The sequence below is a fragment of the Halomonas sp. ALS9 genome, assembly GCF_001651035.1.
GTDB lineage: Bacteria > Pseudomonadota > Gammaproteobacteria > Pseudomonadales > Halomonadaceae > Vreelandella.
The window spans coordinates 288,198-303,916 of the sequence record NZ_LXRG01000110.1 but is presented as its reverse complement, the minus strand read 5'-3'; the positions used below and the strand labels follow the sequence as shown (position 1 = coordinate 303,916).

The window sequence follows — 15,719 nt, the reverse complement described above, 5'->3', positions numbered from 1 at the left end:
GCCCTATAACCGAGGATGTCATGAGTTTTACCAGCGACCAGATGGAACTTCGAGAAGAGGATATTCGCAAGCATTACGGCACCGCCACCACGATGCTAGAAGGAATAGACCACACGCCACGGTTGGCCAAACCCCAGGCCTCAGAACAAACAGCAGCGCCAGAGCGCTCACCCGGTATCGGTCAGACTCGCCGTTTGCGCTCAACCACGCCTGGCTTGGTGACCCGTTCAACCGCCCGCCCCGATGGCGTACATCTGCGCGCACGCATCGAAGGGGTCGAAACAGACGATCCTTTTGTTTCACCGCTCCAAGCCACCGCTCTCCATCAACTGAGACGGGCATTGGCTATCGCATTGGCGGTGGGCGAAGCCTACGCTGATTCATCAGGCCTTAGCGAACTTAAGCGGGCTAATTTGGCAGGCACCCTGGACACCGCACGTAAAACTGAATTTACGCAGCTACTGGCAGGCGAAGCACTTGCTGTCGTGCACGTATTTGCCAATGCCACGGCCTTCCTGATGGCACCTCATACTAACGAGACCAGCGTCGAAATTGGTGAGGTAGCGGAGCTACTAACTGACAATGCGCCCCTCGCCCTGAACGGAACGCTCTGGGAACTCGACCAAAAGCTTACGCTGCATGCCACCGATGAGAGCCAACTGCCAGCAGCGCTCAGTGCCTTTGCAGAGCAGTGCATGGAAAAAGTTGCGCTGCGCGCACAAAGTGCACCGCGACTCTCACCGTTTAGCGACGCAGTTTGGCGTGTAGAGGCCGATGACCTGACGCTGCGTGGGTTTGAGCCTGCCACCAAAGCTAAATCCACCACGCTAACCATGACCTTCAAAAAGCCTCATGAGGTGGTGGGCAACCATATTGCCAAATACCAGTCGCTGCGGCTCGCCAAAATGTTGATGGCTTACGATTTCGAGCGCCGCTTAAACCCCTTCGCCGAGATGGGTGGTTTTATCTTCACGTTTATGGGTGACGGTAAGCCAGGGACAGGTAAAACCACTTTGATTCAGATGATGGCAGGGTTACTAAACGACTACTGCCAGGCGGCTGGGTATCCGTTTCGTTATCAAAATTTCGGTATCGACAACATTGACAGCTATCAGGGGAAATCCGGCCAAAACGCTAAGGCATTCATCAGCAACCTGATGGATCCAGGTGTTATCGGCTTCGGCACCGTCGATGATATCGACCAGATCGCGGGAAAACGTGGAGATCGTCAATCTTCCGCAGGCCAACAGGAAGTGACTGCAGTGTTGATGGATGCCTTTGCGGGCGCTAACACGGTCGTGCGCGGCAACTGTTCCTTCGGCATGTTTTCTAACTACCCCGAAAACGTCGACGATGCCTTGCGCCAACGTTCCGGTGCGCGCTTTTTGGTCGATGGCCCGCAAACCCGCGAAGATTACATCGACGTTCTTCACCTTCTGCTAGGTAAGGATCACCAGATACCGCTGGGCGAGCACGCGCTTTACGCTGCCCAGGAAATCCAGAAGGCAGTGGCCAACTCTTTTCAAGCCCATAGCCGCCCTCAAGAAGAGGCACTGCTGGCGGTCTTTGATCGTGTTCATTCGCAAGTCGGCGAGCTTGATACCATCGCCAAGCTCGGCACGTACCTGAAAGCCATTCAGGAGGCCGACGAGCGCTTCACCGGACGCGCTATCAAGAACATCACTGATGCCGTCAAGGTGCGCTCGATGGATTTCGAGCTCCCGGACGAATGGATGGAGAACCCAGAGCTTTTCTTGTTTAAAGATTACGATACAAAATCCAACATGATTACCGAGCTGAGGGTTCCTATTACCACCGATATGGTGCTACAGGAGATCAACCGTTACGCCGACAGCGAATTCCGTTATGCAGGTAAATCCGATGCTGCTGCCATCGACACCATGGTTCGCGACCTAGGTCTTCAGGAAGCGGCGCGTCGGCGCTACCTGGAGGAGCAGCAAACATGAAACGCTTGATCGAAAAGGGGCTGATGTTTGGCAACCTCTTTCATGTCAGTTCGCAAGCGCTGGTCGAGCGTTATGGCCGTGCACTGCAGCATCTCACCGGGAGAACCACTGCGCTGACAGAGTTCCATATCGATATCTCCGGCTATTCGCCGGAGATCGGTGATGAGCTAGAAGATCACTACTATTTGAATCACGGCGGCGTCAATCGGCAGTTTATCCTGCTCTCGATCGAGCAGAAGTATTGCCCACTTCTCAACGCCAAGTTCTCTACCAACCGAGACATACTGCGCCGTTTTATCGATGCTAACGAACAGCAGCTTTTTGCCTTAACAGCAACCGATGCGGTGGCGGGCGAGCTGGAAAACTCTGTGCTGGATGTTGCTATACCAGAACGGCTATTTGATATTCGACGCATCGTCATTGAGGCCGACACGACCACGGGCACCATCGCAGAAGCTGAGCGCTTGGAGTCCCTAATCGATCGCTTTATGGAGGAAGAGGACAGCTGGTTCGATAACGACCTGATTGACGATATGGTCGATACCGTCAAGCGTACGGGCAACATTTCACGCAACCCAGTGCGACTGGAACATGCGGCATTTGAGCAAAAGAACTTCTGGACGGCGCATTTCGGCGGCCTTTATCTCTTTCAAGATATCGATAGCACGGCTTTAATCGCCAGCACCGAAAAACCGTTAGGGAAATTTCCAGTTAAGCAAATAATGAGCCTGGATGAGCGCAAGAAGATAGGGCAATTTTTACAAGACAATCAGCTTGCCGAGCCCATTATCAAAGGGCGAGATACCCAGGAAGTCGATATCCTGCGCCAAAAAATCACCTTTATACTGGCAGAAATCCTAACGCAAAAGGGAATGGACGTAACGGGCCTCTCGTATACAGATATGCGGCGCCGCGCCTCACGCTATGCAAGCGAGCTACCCCATGAGTACGATGGCCTAGCGGCTATGATGCGGTGGGCCGAAACCCGCGGCGCCAAACCCAGAATCGAGATGGAACACCCCAGCTATTTCTACTTGATGCGTGCGACGAACACGGCGAACAAAGACCTCGTCAATATGCTGCTAGCCGAGCTATCGCCCCTTGATACCCGCCAGCTGTTCATCTGCCATAAAAACGAATTTTACCGTCAATACCGCACTTGGCCTGAGGCGAAACAAGCCTACTGCTGCGACTTTCTCTCGCGCGAGTATGCACCTGATAAGGCCGGCGCACGTGCATACCTTTTCGGTGCAGACGAATGATGTTGCGCCTCCGTTTACAAGCTCTACGGAGGAGCACTCGGTGTTGCCCTTTATGCGACTTGTTCTGACGTTCATTTTGACACTGGCGCTTCTGTATAACGCACTCGCCGTCTATATGCGTTTCAGGCATCGCTTAGCACTACAAAAGCGTTGGGAGCGAAAAGCTTCAAACACATGTCGTGCCAGCTTTATACGCCAAGGTATGCAGCAGTACGACCGCTCTTTACGACGCAAGCTGATCCACTTGGTCTACGTTATACCGCCAAGTGCCATCTTGCTTACCCTCTACGTTACCAATTACATGTGAGGAGACCTGATGGTCTATGTTAAATGGTTTGTTTTGCTTGCCTTCTGGACACTTTTCGCTGCCTTTTTACACTACAGCTTACCCAAATATGATGTGGTGCGTATCGTCAACACCCACGAAGAGCGTATCGACCTGGATGATTGGACACGGATTTTTTGGTCTGACCCAACCGCCCAGTCGAAGCGGCTGATGAACCGTGACGTGCAATTTATTCAGGGTGTACGGAGTAACGGTCGTACCATTGTGTACCGCAATGAGGATACCGGCTGGGGCTGGCCACCCTATTTCAAATTCGATACGGCGAACCTTTACACCGAGGCCAACGACCTAGTCTCCACCAAAACAGATCCCCAGTGGGTTGCTGTCAGATACTTTGGCTGGAGAAGCATCTTCTTTTCTATTTTCCCCAACGCCATTTCAATTACGCCCGTTGATGGCCCTGAAGATAAGCCCTTTAACTGGTTCTCGACACTTTTTCTGGTCACCTTTGGCGGCCTATTTGGATACGGCTACTACCGCTGGAGACGCTTTCGCCGTGACCGCTTATCGCCCGCTTTTGATGGGGTCAGCGATAACTTTAGCGCTGCAGGCGATGCCATCTCCAGAAAACGAAACCGCTTCCAAGCATGGCTGGATACCTGGAAAACAAAGAAATAGACACTTAGCATTAAAGCTTACTGAGGTTTAAAGCCCTACATAGAGCCGTCGGTTTCAATTCCCAACGGCTCCTGCTTAACGGTCTTCGTCACGATGTAGGTGAAATAACGTTCTATACCAGCCTCGGAGACCAGCCATTTATCCATCAAACGCTGATAACTATCGATGGTGCGCGCTTCAAATTTCACCAGGTAATCCACCCCTCCCCCTACCGCCACACACTCGGTAACTTCCGGGGTTTGCATCACCAGGGCTTCAAAGCGGGTGAAGCTTTCGGCGTTGTGCTGTTTGAGCTCGATTTGCACCCATACAGGGTTGCGGGGCACCAGCACATCGGTATTGATGCGTGCGCTATAGCCTTGGATCACCCCAGCTTTTTCCAGCCGCTTTACCCGCTCCCAGCAGGGGCTGACCGAGAGGTTGATCGCCTCGGCCAGCTTCGACTTGGTGATTCGCCCATCGCGGGAGAGGATGTCGAGAATTTTCAGATCGTAACGGTCAAGTTTCATCATGCCGAGGGCTACGCCTCCAGGCGTTCAACAACATCGGCAATCACCGCCAGGGTATCCCCCATATTGATCAGCGAGGGCGCGCGCCGGGCCATTAGAATGCCATCGCGCTCCGCTTTGTAAGCGACCGGGTCGGTGCCGCTACGGGTCATGTCGTACACGTAGGCGATGGTTTGGCCTTTTTTGACTTCGTCACCTAACGCCACTAACAGTTCTAAAACACCAGAGTGTTGGCTCTGCACGTAGCAGCTGGCATCCGGCATATCGAGGTACATCTGCCCACCTGCGGGCATTTCCACTTCGCCTTCTACCAGACCGTAGTGAATTAAGAAGTTACGCACACCGCGTTCAGCAATGGCGATACTCTGGGGCGTCGAGGTACCACCGCCGCCCAGCTCAGTAGCCACAAATACCTTGCCCTGGCGCTCGCAGGCGGTGTCAAAGAGTCTTTCCGCATCCAATTCGAACATCACCATGGCGTAAGGGGCGCCGAAGGCTTTGGCACCTTCCAAGGCGGCCTGCTGCTGTGCTTTATTGTCCAGCACGTGGGACGCACCAAAGGGCAGAATGTCCAGCGTGCGCCCACCGGAGTGCAGATCGAGCACTACATCCGCCATGGGCACCAACACGCGGGTGAAGTAGTCGGCAATTTGCGGTGTCACGCTGCCGTTGGGGTCACCTGGGAAGCTTCGATTTAGGTTGCCCTTATCCATCGGCGAGGTGCGTTTGCCCGCCATCACCGCTGGGGTATTCATGCACGGCACGATAATTACCCGGCCCGTGACATCCTCTGCTTTCAGCGTTGAAGAGAGCTTCAACAGCGAGGTAATACCCTCATATTCATCGCCGTGGTTACCGCCGGTCAAAAGCGCCGTGGGGCCGTCGCCATTTTTCACTACGGTGACGGGGATCATCACCGCGCCCCAAGCAGATTCATCGGTTGAGATCGGCAGCTTTAAAAAACCGTGCTGTACACCATCGGCGTCAAAATCCACGGTGGCAGAAATAGGGCTGGGTCGCTGGGTCATTACGGTTTCCTTCGGTGTTCGTATAGGCGGTTATTTAACAAACAGCTGGCGCGGAAAATTGGCCAGGGTTTCGCAGCCGTCTTCGGTGATTAAAATACTTTCGGTAATTTCCAGGCCCCACTCTTCCACCCATAGCCCCGGCATAAAGTGGAACGTCATGCCCGGTTGCAGAATGGTGTCATCCGAGGGGCGCAGGCTCATGGTGCGCTCACCCCAGTCGGGCGGGTACGAAATGCCGATGGGGTAACCACAACGAGCGCCGCCACGGTCAAAGCCATATTTATCCATCGCCGCACCCAGCGCCATGGCGATATCTGCCGTGCGATTCCCTGGTTTGGCCACCGCCAAGCCGTTTTCGATGCCTTCCAAAAGGGCGGATTCCGCACGAATAAAGTCCATAGGCGGAGTGCCCAGGAAGACCGTGCGCGACATCGGCGCGTGGTAGCGCTTAAACACCCCGGCAATCTCAAAGAACGTGCCCTCACCTTTGCGAAACGGCGTGTCGTCCCAAGTCAGGTGCGGCGCCGCAGCGTCTTTGCCGGTGGGCAGCATGGGCACAATGGCGGGATAGTCACCGCCAAAGACTTTGCCGTTCTCATCCACAAAGCCTTCGATGCCAACGCGATAAATCTCCGATACCAGTTTGCTCTTGGGCAAGCCTGGTTCAATCACTTCCAGAATACGCGTGTGCATGCCTTCCACAATTTTGGCGGCAATGCGCATATAGGCGACTTCTTGGGGCGATTTGATTGCCCGACACCAGTTCACTAGCGAATTGGCATCCATAAAGCGCGCATGGGGCAGCTCTTTAAGTAGGCTTAGATAGGCCTTGGCGGAGAAGTAGTAGTTATCCATCTCCATACCCACCACACCCAAATGCCAGCCGCGGTCAGGCATAATCGACTGCGCCAGATACTCCATCGGATGCATGTCCGGATTCTGTACGTAGTAATCCGGGTAGTAGGTAATATTGTCAGGGTCGATCCAGCAGGTGCGCAGAGCACCGTTGGCATCCATGCGCCGTCCAAACCATACCGGCTCGCCTTCAAGGCCCACCAGCACACACTGATGCACATAAAACGACCAACCGTCGTAGCCGGTTAGCCAAGCCATATTGGAAGGGTCACTGACGATCAATACGTCAATGCCACGACTGGCCATTTCAGCACGCACTTTCCACAGGCGTGTAGCGTACTCTTCGCGCGTGAAAGGCAGGGAAACCTGAGTCATCGGCCAACTCGCCATTAAAGATCACCAAGAGCCAGCGCACTGCCCACTATAGGCACGCAACGCTGGGCCACAGGATCGACCTGGCCACCACCGATCAGGCGTCGGGGTTGCATCTGCTGCCGTTGCAGCAGGCCCGCCAATGTCGTCTTAAGCCGATACTAGCACCGACCCTTGGTCAGCGGTCAAAGGCTTTATGACAAAAAGTGCATACGGCCTCGTTATTTGCACTAAGCAAGCTTGCAACAGCCTTTACCACTCACCATGATAACCTGCAGTGATAATACTTTTAGAAGAGGGGTGCGGGATGAAAATTGTTGTGCATATTGATGAGGCTGATCAATGGCAAGCAGCGCTTGCTGAGGCACTGCCCCAAGCCACCGTGCTGACCAGCAAAGCGCCAGCGGATGAGCGTAAAGGGGCCGACTATCTCGCTATCTGGAAGGCCCCCGAGCATTTGCTGCAAGAGCAGACCCAGCTAAAAGGCATCATCAATTTGGGTGCGGGGGTGGATTATTTGCTAAAAACCCCAGGGCTGCCCAGCGGTGTGCCAATCGTAAAACTACGCGATGCGGGCATGGGCGAGCTGATGGCCGATTACGCCCTCTATGGCGTGCTGCACTTCTACCGCAGCATGGATCGTTACGCGGAACAGCAGCAAAGCGCCATTTGGAAGCCGCAAGAGGTCGTGGAGAAGTCCCAGTGGCCGGTGGGCGTATTAGGTCTGGGCGCGATTGGCAGCTTTGTCGCCAGCGCCTTGCAGCAAGCGGGTTTCCCAGTGCTGGGCTGGAGCCGCTCACCCAAGCAGATCAGCGGAGTACGCTGTTTTCACGGCGATGATGGGCTCAACGAACTGCTTGGCCAAGTACAGAGCCTGATCACTATTCTCCCCGACACCGCCGCCACTCGACACATTCTCAACGCCGAGCGGCTGGCCCAACTGCCCCAAGGCGCCAGCGTGATTAACCCTGGCCGTGGCAGCCTGATTGATGAACAGGCACTATTGGAAGCACTGGGTAGTGGACACCAGCTGGGGCACTTGCGGGGTGCACTGTTGGATGTATTCCATGAAGAGCCGTTGCCCACTGACAATCCGCTCTGGCAACACCCCAAGGTCATTGTCACGCCGCACATGGCCGCGCCTACTCCGCTTAACGATGCCATTGACCAAGTGATCTCTTACTTGCATGCCTTTGAATCGGGTGAAAAACTTGCCACGATCAACCCTGAGGCAGGTTACTGACGCCCCCACCCGGGCTATACTGGCGCGCTGGGAACCAAGTGCAGCCTAAAGGCTCTTAGGAAGATACGTTTTTATGGAGGAAAGGCTCTTGGTCAATGTTCTCGTACGACTGTCTGGCCGCGCGCTAGCAGGGTTGGGGCTGAGTTTTGCCGTCTTGTGTTCTAGCGACATTGCCTTAGCAGCAAACACACTCAAAGACCCGCAGCTCTTTGAAGCCCCCAGGCCTTTTGAAGCACAGTACCGGCTTGAGGTTCGCGGTTGGCCAGGGGCTACCATTACCCATCGCCTCTCTAACGAAGGGAATCACTGGTTAAGCGATATGCGCTTTTCGGTCACTGTGGCGCGTGGACAGGAGTTCAGCCGTTTTTCGCTAAATGATAATGATACCCACGCATTGCTCTATAGCAGTAGCTATTCATTGCTCGGCGTCGGTGACAGCTATCAATTGAGCGAGCGGGATATTCCCACATTAGACCGGCAAACAGCGCTATTTGACCTTTCGCGCCGAGCAGGGCATGAAAACTGCACGGAAAGCGCCCCCTGCGACATTGAGTTTGTCGATCACAAAGGGCGTGATGAGCATTTCCAATACTATGTTGATAAACAACGGATAACTGATCCCGGCAGCATTGGCATGTCCGGCGACGAGTTTGAAGCGCTAAACGTCTCCCTGATTGATGTTGAAAAGCCTGACCGTCTTCTCCAGATCCGTTTTCACCCTGACTGGCCCGGCCTGATTCTATCGGTGGTGTACCAAAAAGAAGGCAGCCGTGAAACTCAGCTCACACTGACTAACTTCCAACCAAACGGGGGCGCGACGCCCTAAATGCTATCGGGTTTATTGATTGTTCTACTACCGCTTTTACTCGGCTATTTGGTTCGTGTTCGCTCCGCTCAGCTACAGAGCCTAATCAACAGCGCAGTCAATAGCTCGGTCTATTTGATCCTACTGTTCATGGGAATAAGCCTTGCTGGCCTTGAGAATCTGTCTAGTCAGCTTTCGCGTTTGGGCGGCAACGCTTTGCTGTTGTTTAGCATTACCACGCTGTTTAACTTAGCAGCGCTATGGTGGCTATCGCGCCGGTTAACACTTAAGGCAGGCAACTCGCCAGTGATAAAAGACGCTCCCACCAGCAAGCTAGCGGCCATGCAGGGTTCACTGTTATTGGTCGCCGTAGTGGCTGGGGGTATTATCGCTGGCCTGCTGCTGGGGCCACACCTGGGTGAAAAGCTTTTCAACACCGCAGACGTATTGGCCGAATGGGTACTCTATGTGCTGCTAGCGCTGATTGGCTGCCAACTGCGAAATTCCGGCATGCCGCTCAAACAGATTTTGCTCAACCGCATGGGGCTGGCAATTGCGGTAACACTAGCAATCAGTTCGCTGTTGGCAGGCTTAGCCGCCGCGCCGCTGCTCTCGCTAAGCTGGAACGAAGGCTTGGCGATGGCGTCAGGCTTTGGCTGGTACTCGCTTTCCGCCATCTTGATCGGCGACCAGCTGGGCCCTTTAATGGGCGGCGTGGCATTTTTTAACGACCTCACCCGTGAGCTGCTGGCGTTTATCCTGATTCCGCTGGTCATACACCGCCACACCGCGCTGGCGATTGGCTACGGCGGCGCCACCTCCATGGACTTCACCCTGCCCGTCATTCAGCAGCACGGCGGCGTAGCTTGCGTTCCTATTGCCGTGGTCAGCGGGTTTATTCTCTCGCTGCTATCACCGCCACTGATTCTGTTTTTTCTTTCGCTGTCGGGTTAGCGATGTTGTGCATTGATTGGTTAGGATAAGCAGCACTGCCTGTCTAACCGATCACCGCCCTGGATGCCAGCCCCCTATGCTCAACGGAATTTGGTTAAGCTTCTTTATCGCGGCCTTTGCGGCCTCCCTCTGGCAGTGGTTGGTAGGTGGCGACAGCGAGGTGTTTGCCCGCTTGGTGCAGTCGCTGTTCGATATGGCGAAAGTGAGCGTCGATATTATTCTGGTGCTGCTAGGCACCATGACACTATGGCTGGGGTTTCTTTCGATTGCCGAAAAAGCCGGCTTGATTCGCTTGCTGGGGCGGGTGCTCGACCCGTTGTTCTGCCGCTTAATGCCTGAGGTTCCCCGCGGCCACCCTGCTATGGGGCTAATCAGTATGAACTTCGCGGCTAATATCCTGGGCCTGGATAACGCCGCCACGCCGATTGGCATCAAGGCGATGCACTCTCTTCAGAGCCTTAACCCCAGCAGCGAGACCGCCAGCAACGCGCAAATTCTGTTTCTGGTGCTCAATACCTCATCGCTAACATTATTACCGGTAACCATTTTTATGTATCGCGCTCAGCAAGGGGCTGCCGACCCCACGCTGGTGTTTTTACCTATTCTTTTAGCCACAACCGCCTCTAGCTTTGCAGGGCTGCTAGCTGTCTCAGTAATGCAGCGCTTAAAGCTATGGCAGCCCATCGTGCTGGCTTACTTACTCGCCGCTGCACTTGCCTTGGGGCTTTTAATTACCACGCTAGCGGGAATGTCCGCTCAAGCGCTGGCCGCGGCCTCTACACTGGTCGGCAACCTGACGCTCTTTAGCATCGTGATGATGTTTCTGGTAGTCGGCGCGCTGCGTGGTGTAAGGGTGTATGACGCTTTTATCGAAGGTGCTAAAGAGGGGCTGAGCTTTACCATTACGCTGCTTCCTTATTTGATTGCCATGCTGGTGGCGGTCGGCGTGCTGCGCGCCAGTGGCGTGCTAGACGCGGGACTTAGCGGCATCCGCTGGCTGGTAGAGGGCTTTGGCTGGGATACCCGCTTTGTGGATGCGCTGCCTACCGCCTTTGTGAAGCCACTTTCCGGCAGTGGCGCCCGCGCCATGATGATCGAAACCATGGACACCTTCGGCGTCGATAGCTTTCCAGGCCTACTCGCAGCCACCATGCAGGGCAGCACTGAAACCACGTTCTATGTGTTAGCCGTCTACTTTGGCGCGGTGGGCATCACGCGCATTCGCCATGGGCTAGGCTGCGCGCTGGTGGCTGACTTCGCAGGGATTACCACTGCTATTGCTGTGTGCTATTGGTTTTTTGGGTAAGCTGAGACTGAATACCTAATGCGCTACACTCGCCCCGCATAGCACTCTTCAAGGCCTGCCGAAGAGCCCCGCCAGCTAACCCACGACCTAGCAGCACAGTAAGCTTCGCGATAGCGGCTTCCAGGGTGATATCGCTTCCAGGAATAACGCCCACATGATTAAGCTCGGCGCCGGTGGCGTAAGCCCCCTGTACCACTTCGCCTTGGGCACACTGAGTCACATTGAGCAGCGCTACGCCACGCTCGGTGGCCGTCTTCAAGGCGTTAAGCAGCTCGCCTTCAAAACTAGGCGGGTTGCCCACCCCGTAGCTATGCAGCACCAGTCCTTTTAGCGTTTCATCTTCCAGCAGCATTTTCGCGCGGCGCAGCGACATCCCTGGGTGCAGCGGCAGTACTGCGACAGCCTCGTCGTCCACCTCAATAGGCGCAAAATTGGGTAGACCGCTCAGCAGTGCCGAGGGCTGGGGGAAGCTTACACCAATGCCCAGCTCGGCAAGCCAGGGGAAGTTGGGTGAGTCGAAGGCATCCAAGCCTTGAGTGCGCACCTTGCGCGCCCGGTTACCACGCAGCAGGCGGTCGTGAAATGCCAGGCTTACTTCGCAAGGGGTCGCGGGATGAGCCGCAAGCTGCAGCGCGCTGACCACATTATTCAGCGCATCGCTTCTTGGCTCACCCAGTGGAATTTGGGAGCCGGTGAAGATTACCGGCTTGTTCAACGCACCGAGCATAAACGAAAGCGCGGCAGCGCTGTAAGCCATGGTATCGGTGCCGTGGAGTACCACAAACGCATCGTAGCGCGGCCAGTGGCTTTCCAGCAGCGCCACCAGGCGATTCCAGGCCTCGGGCATTAACTCTGCGCTATCAATTAGCGGCTGCATTTCCAGCACATCGAACGCTGGCAGCCGATAAGGGTCACTCAGGGCCAAATGCGTTGATAGACGTTCGGCCAGCCCCGCGCAGGGCACGTAGCCTTGTGGCGATGGCTGCATACCAATCGTCCCACCGGTATAGAGCATCAGTACGCGGGGCATGGGCACTCCTTTCTTTATTAATACAATCTAGATACTCACTTACTTAGCAGAGGCGCTTTCCAGTCGCTGTTTTAACGCTGCAGCCTCTTCAGGGTCCAGTTCCCAGGCTTTGGGATCCAAATCGAGATCTGGGTGCTGGTTAGCATCAAAAATCGGCTGTTTGATGCCCTGCCGACGCTGCACATCGAAGTCCTTCAAAATGCGCAGGCCACACTTGAACAGCAGAATCAGCGCAAACAGGTTAACGACCGCCAATAGCCCCATGGTGACATCCGCAAAACCGAATACGGTGCCCAAATCGGTGGTCGCGCCCCAGCACACCAGTAGCACAATGGCGACGCGGAAGGCGTTAAACAGATTCTGGTTGTCGCGACTGAAGAAGTTGAGGCTGTTCTCACCCAGGTAGTAGTTATAAAGAATCGTACTGAAGGCAAACAGCAGCAGTGCCAGGCTGACAAAGGTGCGGCCCCATTCGCCCACATGGTCGGCCAACGCTGCCTGAGTCAGGGCGATGCCCTCAACCCCAGCGCCCGCAGCAGGGTCGTACACACCGCTGAGTAGAATCAAAAAAGCCGTAGCAGAACAAATAATCACGGTATCGATAAAGACTGAAAACGCTTGCACGATGCCCTGGTTCGCTGGGTGCGGTACGTAAGCCACTGCCGCCACATTGGGCGCACTACCCAGACCCGCTTCGTTTGAGAACAGGCCACGTTTCAGACCCATCATGATTGCCGCGCCGATACCGCCACCAATCAGCGGTTCAAGGCCGAAAGCGCTTTTTACGATCAGCGTTATCACACCAGGGATTTCAGTAATATTCATGGCGATAACCAGCAGCGCAATGGCGATATAGCTCACCGCCATAAAGGGCACCAATACCTCGGAAATACGCGCAATACGCTTAATACCGCCGAAAATAATCAGCCCGACCAGCATGGCCAGGCCAATGCCGCTATACAGCACCGGCACGCCGAAAGCGTCACCGAAAGAGGTCGCTACCGAATATGATTGCAGCGCGGTAAACGCAAAGCCGAAGGTCAACAGCAGCAATACCGAGTAGAACGCTGCCAGCCAACGCCACTGCTTACCTAGCCCTTTAACGATATAGTACGCTGGGCCACCACGGTAAGTGCCATCACCTTCGGCCTCTTTATAGGTCTGTGCCAGGGTACACTCCAGGAAGCTGGTGGCCATGCCCATCAAGCCCACCAGCCACATCCAGAAAATCGCCCCTGGGCCACCCAGCGTAATCGCCACTGCGACACCGGCGATGTTGCCGCCACCTACTCGCCCGGCCACCGAAAGCACCAGCGCCTGAAACGAGCTTAAGTGACCGTGCTGGTTGCGTTTAAAGGCTTGGCCGGAACCCAGGATACGAAACATCTCACCGAAATAGCGAAACTGCACAAAGCGGGATGCAACGGTAAAACCGATGCCAACGCCCACCAGCAGCACTAGCAGAACCTTCCCCCAAAGGAGGTCATTGAGCATATCGAGCATGTGATTCTCTCCGCGTTTTTGTATTAGCGTTATGTTGGAATTCGCGTCGCTTTTAAGATCGCGCGTTTGGAATTCGCGCCGCGGAGAATGTTTTACCAAGCGTGGGGCAGGATTAAATTTGGCGCAGCGGTGCAGTTGTGTGCACTCACTGCATCAGCGGGTGCGCCAGAGTGCATCAGTCACGCGATCAGATCTTCTCGGCAATGCGGTGGGCTAACTTATGGATAAAGGGGCCGCTGATAAAGGCGATGATCCCAGCGGCAGGCCAAGCAAGGAGCCATGCATGCATCCAAATAGCCACAAAATCGGAATGAGCACCGATATTCACGTAAGTCACCCACGCCGACATAATCAGTGAGAGGGTAAAAGACATCAGTAGCGCGAAAATAATTCTATGTTTCATGGGGCATCCTTAAGAGCATTATTTACCTGCGCCAAGGCTAGCAAATACCTATTACGGTAATATATGCCAATATATAAGAAACCATTTTACAGAATTGCAAAATGCGCAAACCGTCTTTGGATGATCTAAACATCTTCATCGTGGCTGCCAATCAGCACAGCCTTACCGCAGCGGCGGCAACGCTGAAGATGACTATTGCTACCGTGTCGCGGCGCATTAGTGCACTGGAGGCCACGCTAGGCGTAGAGCTACTCTATCGCTCAACCAAAGGGTTAACGTTAACGCCCCACGGCGAGTCGTATTATCGCGAGTGCGAGGAACTGGTGCTCGCCCTTGATCAGCGTATTTTGGATCTGGATCAGGCACTACATAGCCTAAGCGGGCCGTTGAAGATTATGGCACCCGTCAATCTGGGCAGCGGGCCGCTAGATGTGTTTTGGCGACACTTTATTGATCGCTACCCTGAGATTGCACTGACGATCGAACTCGATAACAACGTGGTCGATATTCGCGACCATCAGGCGGATATTGCGCTTCGCTCTGGGCCACAAAAAGATTCAACCCTGATCCAGAAATACCTAGGCTATATAGAGCCGATTTTGGTGGCGTCAGCGACGATGAAGCACTCTCTTCCCCATACGGTTGAAGAATTGCAGGCGTGCCCCAGCGTGGCAGCAAAGATGTTTAGCGAGTGGCAGCTGTTCCACCAAACGGGTAGTCAGCACGCTTGTCATAAGAACCACTTTCACATCAGTAACGATATGAATATTGTGCTCAATCTCGCTAAATCGGGCGCAGGCGTCACCTTAATGCCCGCCAGTATGGTCGCGAATAGCTTACAAACGGGAGAGTTAATACGGGTACTCCCTGAATGGCGGGGGCGCCACCGAGAGATCTTCTTGGTATGGCCCTACCGGCGTAGCCTTTCAGCGCGGGCCAAGCTGTTTCGAAGCGAGTTAATCGAATTCCTCAGCCACCAAAGCTGGTTCCACTCTGCTGGTTAGGCTGTCCGTTAGGAACAGACCTCATTAAACAGCGGTCAGGTTTCTGCGTTAATATCTTTTGTCACAGATAATGGCTGAAACGGGCCATTTATTTCACTGGCTTGAATAGAGTCTAAAAGTTCCTTCCTGATAGCCTCCAAGTCAGCAATTCGGTCTTCGATTTTGGTTAATCTTTGACGCTGTGTTGCAATGGTTTCCGGACAAAAAGCTGCCCCTTCTTTCAGCCGCATACACTCCGGAAACGTACTGATTTCTTTAAGGTTGAACCCACTATTAATCAGTCGTTGTATCTGCCTGACCTGTGTGATTGCTATAACAGAAAACACCCGATAGCCATTTTCTGAACGCGAAGAATTAAGCAGCTCATGTGCATCATAGTGCCGGATCGAGCGGATACTGACACCCGTTTCCCGAGAAAGCTGACCAATTTTGAGCGGCGATTTAACACTACTTTTCTTCAAGACCACCTTCTCCCTCATTGAGTGCTTGACCCTCACACTAATGTCACAGTTTA

At 54.3% G+C, this 15,719-nt stretch carries 15 protein-coding genes; 8 read left to right on the top strand and 7 right to left on the bottom strand.

Going from position 1 to position 15,719, the window contains the following annotated elements:
* Positions 1-20 precede the first annotated feature (20 nt).
* The 3 genes from A6R74_RS09600 (at position 21) to A6R74_RS09585 (ending at position 4,193) form a co-directional block, all read left to right on the top strand.
* Positions 21-1,967, top strand: coding sequence for an AAA family ATPase (locus A6R74_RS09600; RefSeq protein WP_064234444.1), 1,947 nt, complete (start codon positions 21-23; stop codon positions 1,965-1,967).
* Entirely contained in the window at positions 1,964-3,229 is a 1,266-nt protein-coding gene (locus A6R74_RS09595; RefSeq protein WP_064234289.1) for a DUF6638 family protein, read from the top strand. The genes A6R74_RS09600 and A6R74_RS09595 overlap by 4 nt, the downstream gene beginning before the upstream one ends.
* 316 nt (positions 3,230-3,545) lie before the next feature.
* Positions 3,546-4,193, top strand: a complete 648-nt coding sequence (locus tag A6R74_RS09585) for a DUF1523 family protein (RefSeq protein WP_064234288.1) — start codon at positions 3,546-3,548, stop codon at positions 4,191-4,193.
* 35 nt (positions 4,194-4,228) lie between these two features.
* Here the strand turns inward: A6R74_RS09585 and A6R74_RS09580 are convergent, their stop codons facing one another.
* From A6R74_RS09580 to doeA, 3 genes are read right to left on the bottom strand one after another with little or no spacing between them, the layout of a single operon-like run.
* Positions 4,229-4,705: an Lrp/AsnC family transcriptional regulator gene (locus A6R74_RS09580; protein WP_064234287.1), complete on the bottom strand. Its 477-nt coding sequence runs from the start codon at positions 4,703-4,705 to the stop codon at positions 4,229-4,231.
* Between the two features lie 8 nt (positions 4,706-4,713).
* Positions 4,714-5,730, bottom strand: coding sequence for a N(2)-acetyl-L-2,4-diaminobutanoate deacetylase DoeB (gene doeB, locus A6R74_RS09575; protein WP_064234286.1), 1,017 nt, complete (start codon positions 5,728-5,730; stop codon positions 4,714-4,716).
* A gap of 30 nt (positions 5,731-5,760) precedes the next feature.
* The gene (gene doeA, locus A6R74_RS09570) at positions 5,761-6,960 is read right to left on the bottom strand and encodes an ectoine hydrolase DoeA (RefSeq protein ID WP_064234285.1); all 1,200 of its coding nucleotides are present in this window, start codon (positions 6,958-6,960) and stop codon (positions 5,761-5,763) included.
* Between the two features lie 304 nt (positions 6,961-7,264).
* Between doeA and A6R74_RS09565 the strand changes: the two genes are divergently transcribed.
* From A6R74_RS09565 to A6R74_RS09550, 4 genes are all read left to right on the top strand, one after another.
* Positions 7,265-8,200 carry a 2-hydroxyacid dehydrogenase gene (locus tag A6R74_RS09565; RefSeq protein ID WP_064234284.1) on the top strand — a complete coding sequence of 312 codons (936 nt, stop codon included), beginning with the start codon at positions 7,265-7,267 and terminating at the stop codon, positions 8,198-8,200.
* 88 nt (positions 8,201-8,288) lie between these two features.
* Entirely contained in the window at positions 8,289-9,026 is a 738-nt protein-coding gene (locus A6R74_RS09560) for a hypothetical protein (protein ID WP_240488195.1), read from the top strand.
* Positions 9,027-9,959 carry a lysine exporter LysO family protein gene (locus A6R74_RS09555; protein ID WP_064234282.1) on the top strand — a complete coding sequence of 311 codons (933 nt, stop codon included), beginning with the start codon at positions 9,027-9,029 and terminating at the stop codon, positions 9,957-9,959.
* A 76-nt stretch (positions 9,960-10,035) separates the two neighbouring features.
* Positions 10,036-11,265 (top strand): nucleoside recognition domain-containing protein, encoded by a 1,230-nt coding sequence (locus tag A6R74_RS09550; RefSeq protein WP_064234281.1) that lies wholly within the window; start codon positions 10,036-10,038, stop codon positions 11,263-11,265.
* Here A6R74_RS09550 and A6R74_RS09545 read toward each other — a convergent pair.
* The 3 genes from A6R74_RS09545 to A6R74_RS09535 all read right to left on the bottom strand — a co-directional run bounded on the left by A6R74_RS09545 (position 11,234) and on the right by A6R74_RS09535 (position 14,201).
* Positions 11,234-12,295 carry an asparaginase gene (locus tag A6R74_RS09545; protein WP_064234280.1) on the bottom strand — a complete coding sequence of 354 codons (1,062 nt, stop codon included), beginning with the start codon at positions 12,293-12,295 and terminating at the stop codon, positions 11,234-11,236. The genes A6R74_RS09550 and A6R74_RS09545 overlap by 32 nt on opposite strands.
* Before the next feature lie 39 nt (positions 12,296-12,334).
* Positions 12,335-13,798 (bottom strand): alanine/glycine:cation symporter family protein, encoded by a 1,464-nt coding sequence (locus A6R74_RS09540; protein ID WP_064234279.1) that lies wholly within the window; start codon positions 13,796-13,798, stop codon positions 12,335-12,337.
* Positions 13,799-13,985: 187 nt separating this feature from the next.
* Positions 13,986-14,201 (bottom strand): DUF2798 domain-containing protein, encoded by a 216-nt coding sequence (locus A6R74_RS09535; RefSeq protein WP_064234278.1) that lies wholly within the window; start codon positions 14,199-14,201, stop codon positions 13,986-13,988.
* Positions 14,202-14,302: 101 nt separating this feature from the next.
* On the opposite strand from A6R74_RS09535, the gene A6R74_RS09530 reads away from it, so the two are divergent.
* On the top strand, positions 14,303-15,205 hold the full coding sequence (locus tag A6R74_RS09530; protein WP_064234277.1) for a LysR family transcriptional regulator: 903 nt from the start codon (positions 14,303-14,305) through the stop codon (positions 15,203-15,205).
* 35 nt (positions 15,206-15,240) lie between these two features.
* Here the strand turns inward: A6R74_RS09530 and A6R74_RS09525 are convergent, their stop codons facing one another.
* Positions 15,241-15,666, bottom strand: a complete 426-nt coding sequence (locus A6R74_RS09525) for a MerR family transcriptional regulator (RefSeq protein WP_240488194.1) — start codon at positions 15,664-15,666, stop codon at positions 15,241-15,243.
* Positions 15,667-15,719: the final 53 nt, after the last annotated feature.

Excerpts from the sequence above, each read along its gene's own strand:
- A6R74_RS09540 (WP_064234279.1), bottom strand. The coding sequence starts at position 13,798 with ATGCTCGATATGCTCAATGACCTCCTTTGGGGGAAGGTTCTGCTAGTG.
- doeB (WP_064234286.1), bottom strand. The coding sequence starts at position 5,730 with ATGACCCAGCGACCCAGCCCTATTTCTGCCACCGTGGATTTTGACGCC.
- A6R74_RS09600 (WP_064234444.1), top strand. The coding sequence starts at position 21 with ATGAGTTTTACCAGCGACCAGATGGAACTTCGAGAAGAGGATATTCGC.
- A6R74_RS09550 (WP_064234281.1), top strand. The coding sequence starts at position 10,036 with ATGCTCAACGGAATTTGGTTAAGCTTCTTTATCGCGGCCTTTGCGGCC.
- A6R74_RS09565 (WP_064234284.1), top strand. The coding sequence starts at position 7,265 with ATGAAAATTGTTGTGCATATTGATGAGGCTGATCAATGGCAAGCAGCG.
- A6R74_RS09530 (WP_064234277.1), top strand. The coding sequence starts at position 14,303 with ATGCGCAAACCGTCTTTGGATGATCTAAACATCTTCATCGTGGCTGCC.
- A6R74_RS09535 (WP_064234278.1), bottom strand. The coding sequence starts at position 14,201 with ATGAAACATAGAATTATTTTCGCGCTACTGATGTCTTTTACCCTCTCA.
- A6R74_RS09545 (WP_064234280.1), bottom strand. The coding sequence starts at position 12,295 with ATGCCCCGCGTACTGATGCTCTATACCGGTGGGACGATTGGTATGCAG.
- A6R74_RS09585 (WP_064234288.1), top strand. The coding sequence starts at position 3,546 with ATGGTCTATGTTAAATGGTTTGTTTTGCTTGCCTTCTGGACACTTTTC.
- doeA (WP_064234285.1), bottom strand. The coding sequence starts at position 6,960 with ATGACTCAGGTTTCCCTGCCTTTCACGCGCGAAGAGTACGCTACACGC.
- A6R74_RS09555 (WP_064234282.1), top strand. The coding sequence starts at position 9,027 with ATGCTATCGGGTTTATTGATTGTTCTACTACCGCTTTTACTCGGCTAT.
- A6R74_RS09595 (WP_064234289.1), top strand. The coding sequence starts at position 1,964 with ATGAAACGCTTGATCGAAAAGGGGCTGATGTTTGGCAACCTCTTTCAT.
- A6R74_RS09580 (WP_064234287.1), bottom strand. The coding sequence starts at position 4,705 with ATGATGAAACTTGACCGTTACGATCTGAAAATTCTCGACATCCTCTCC.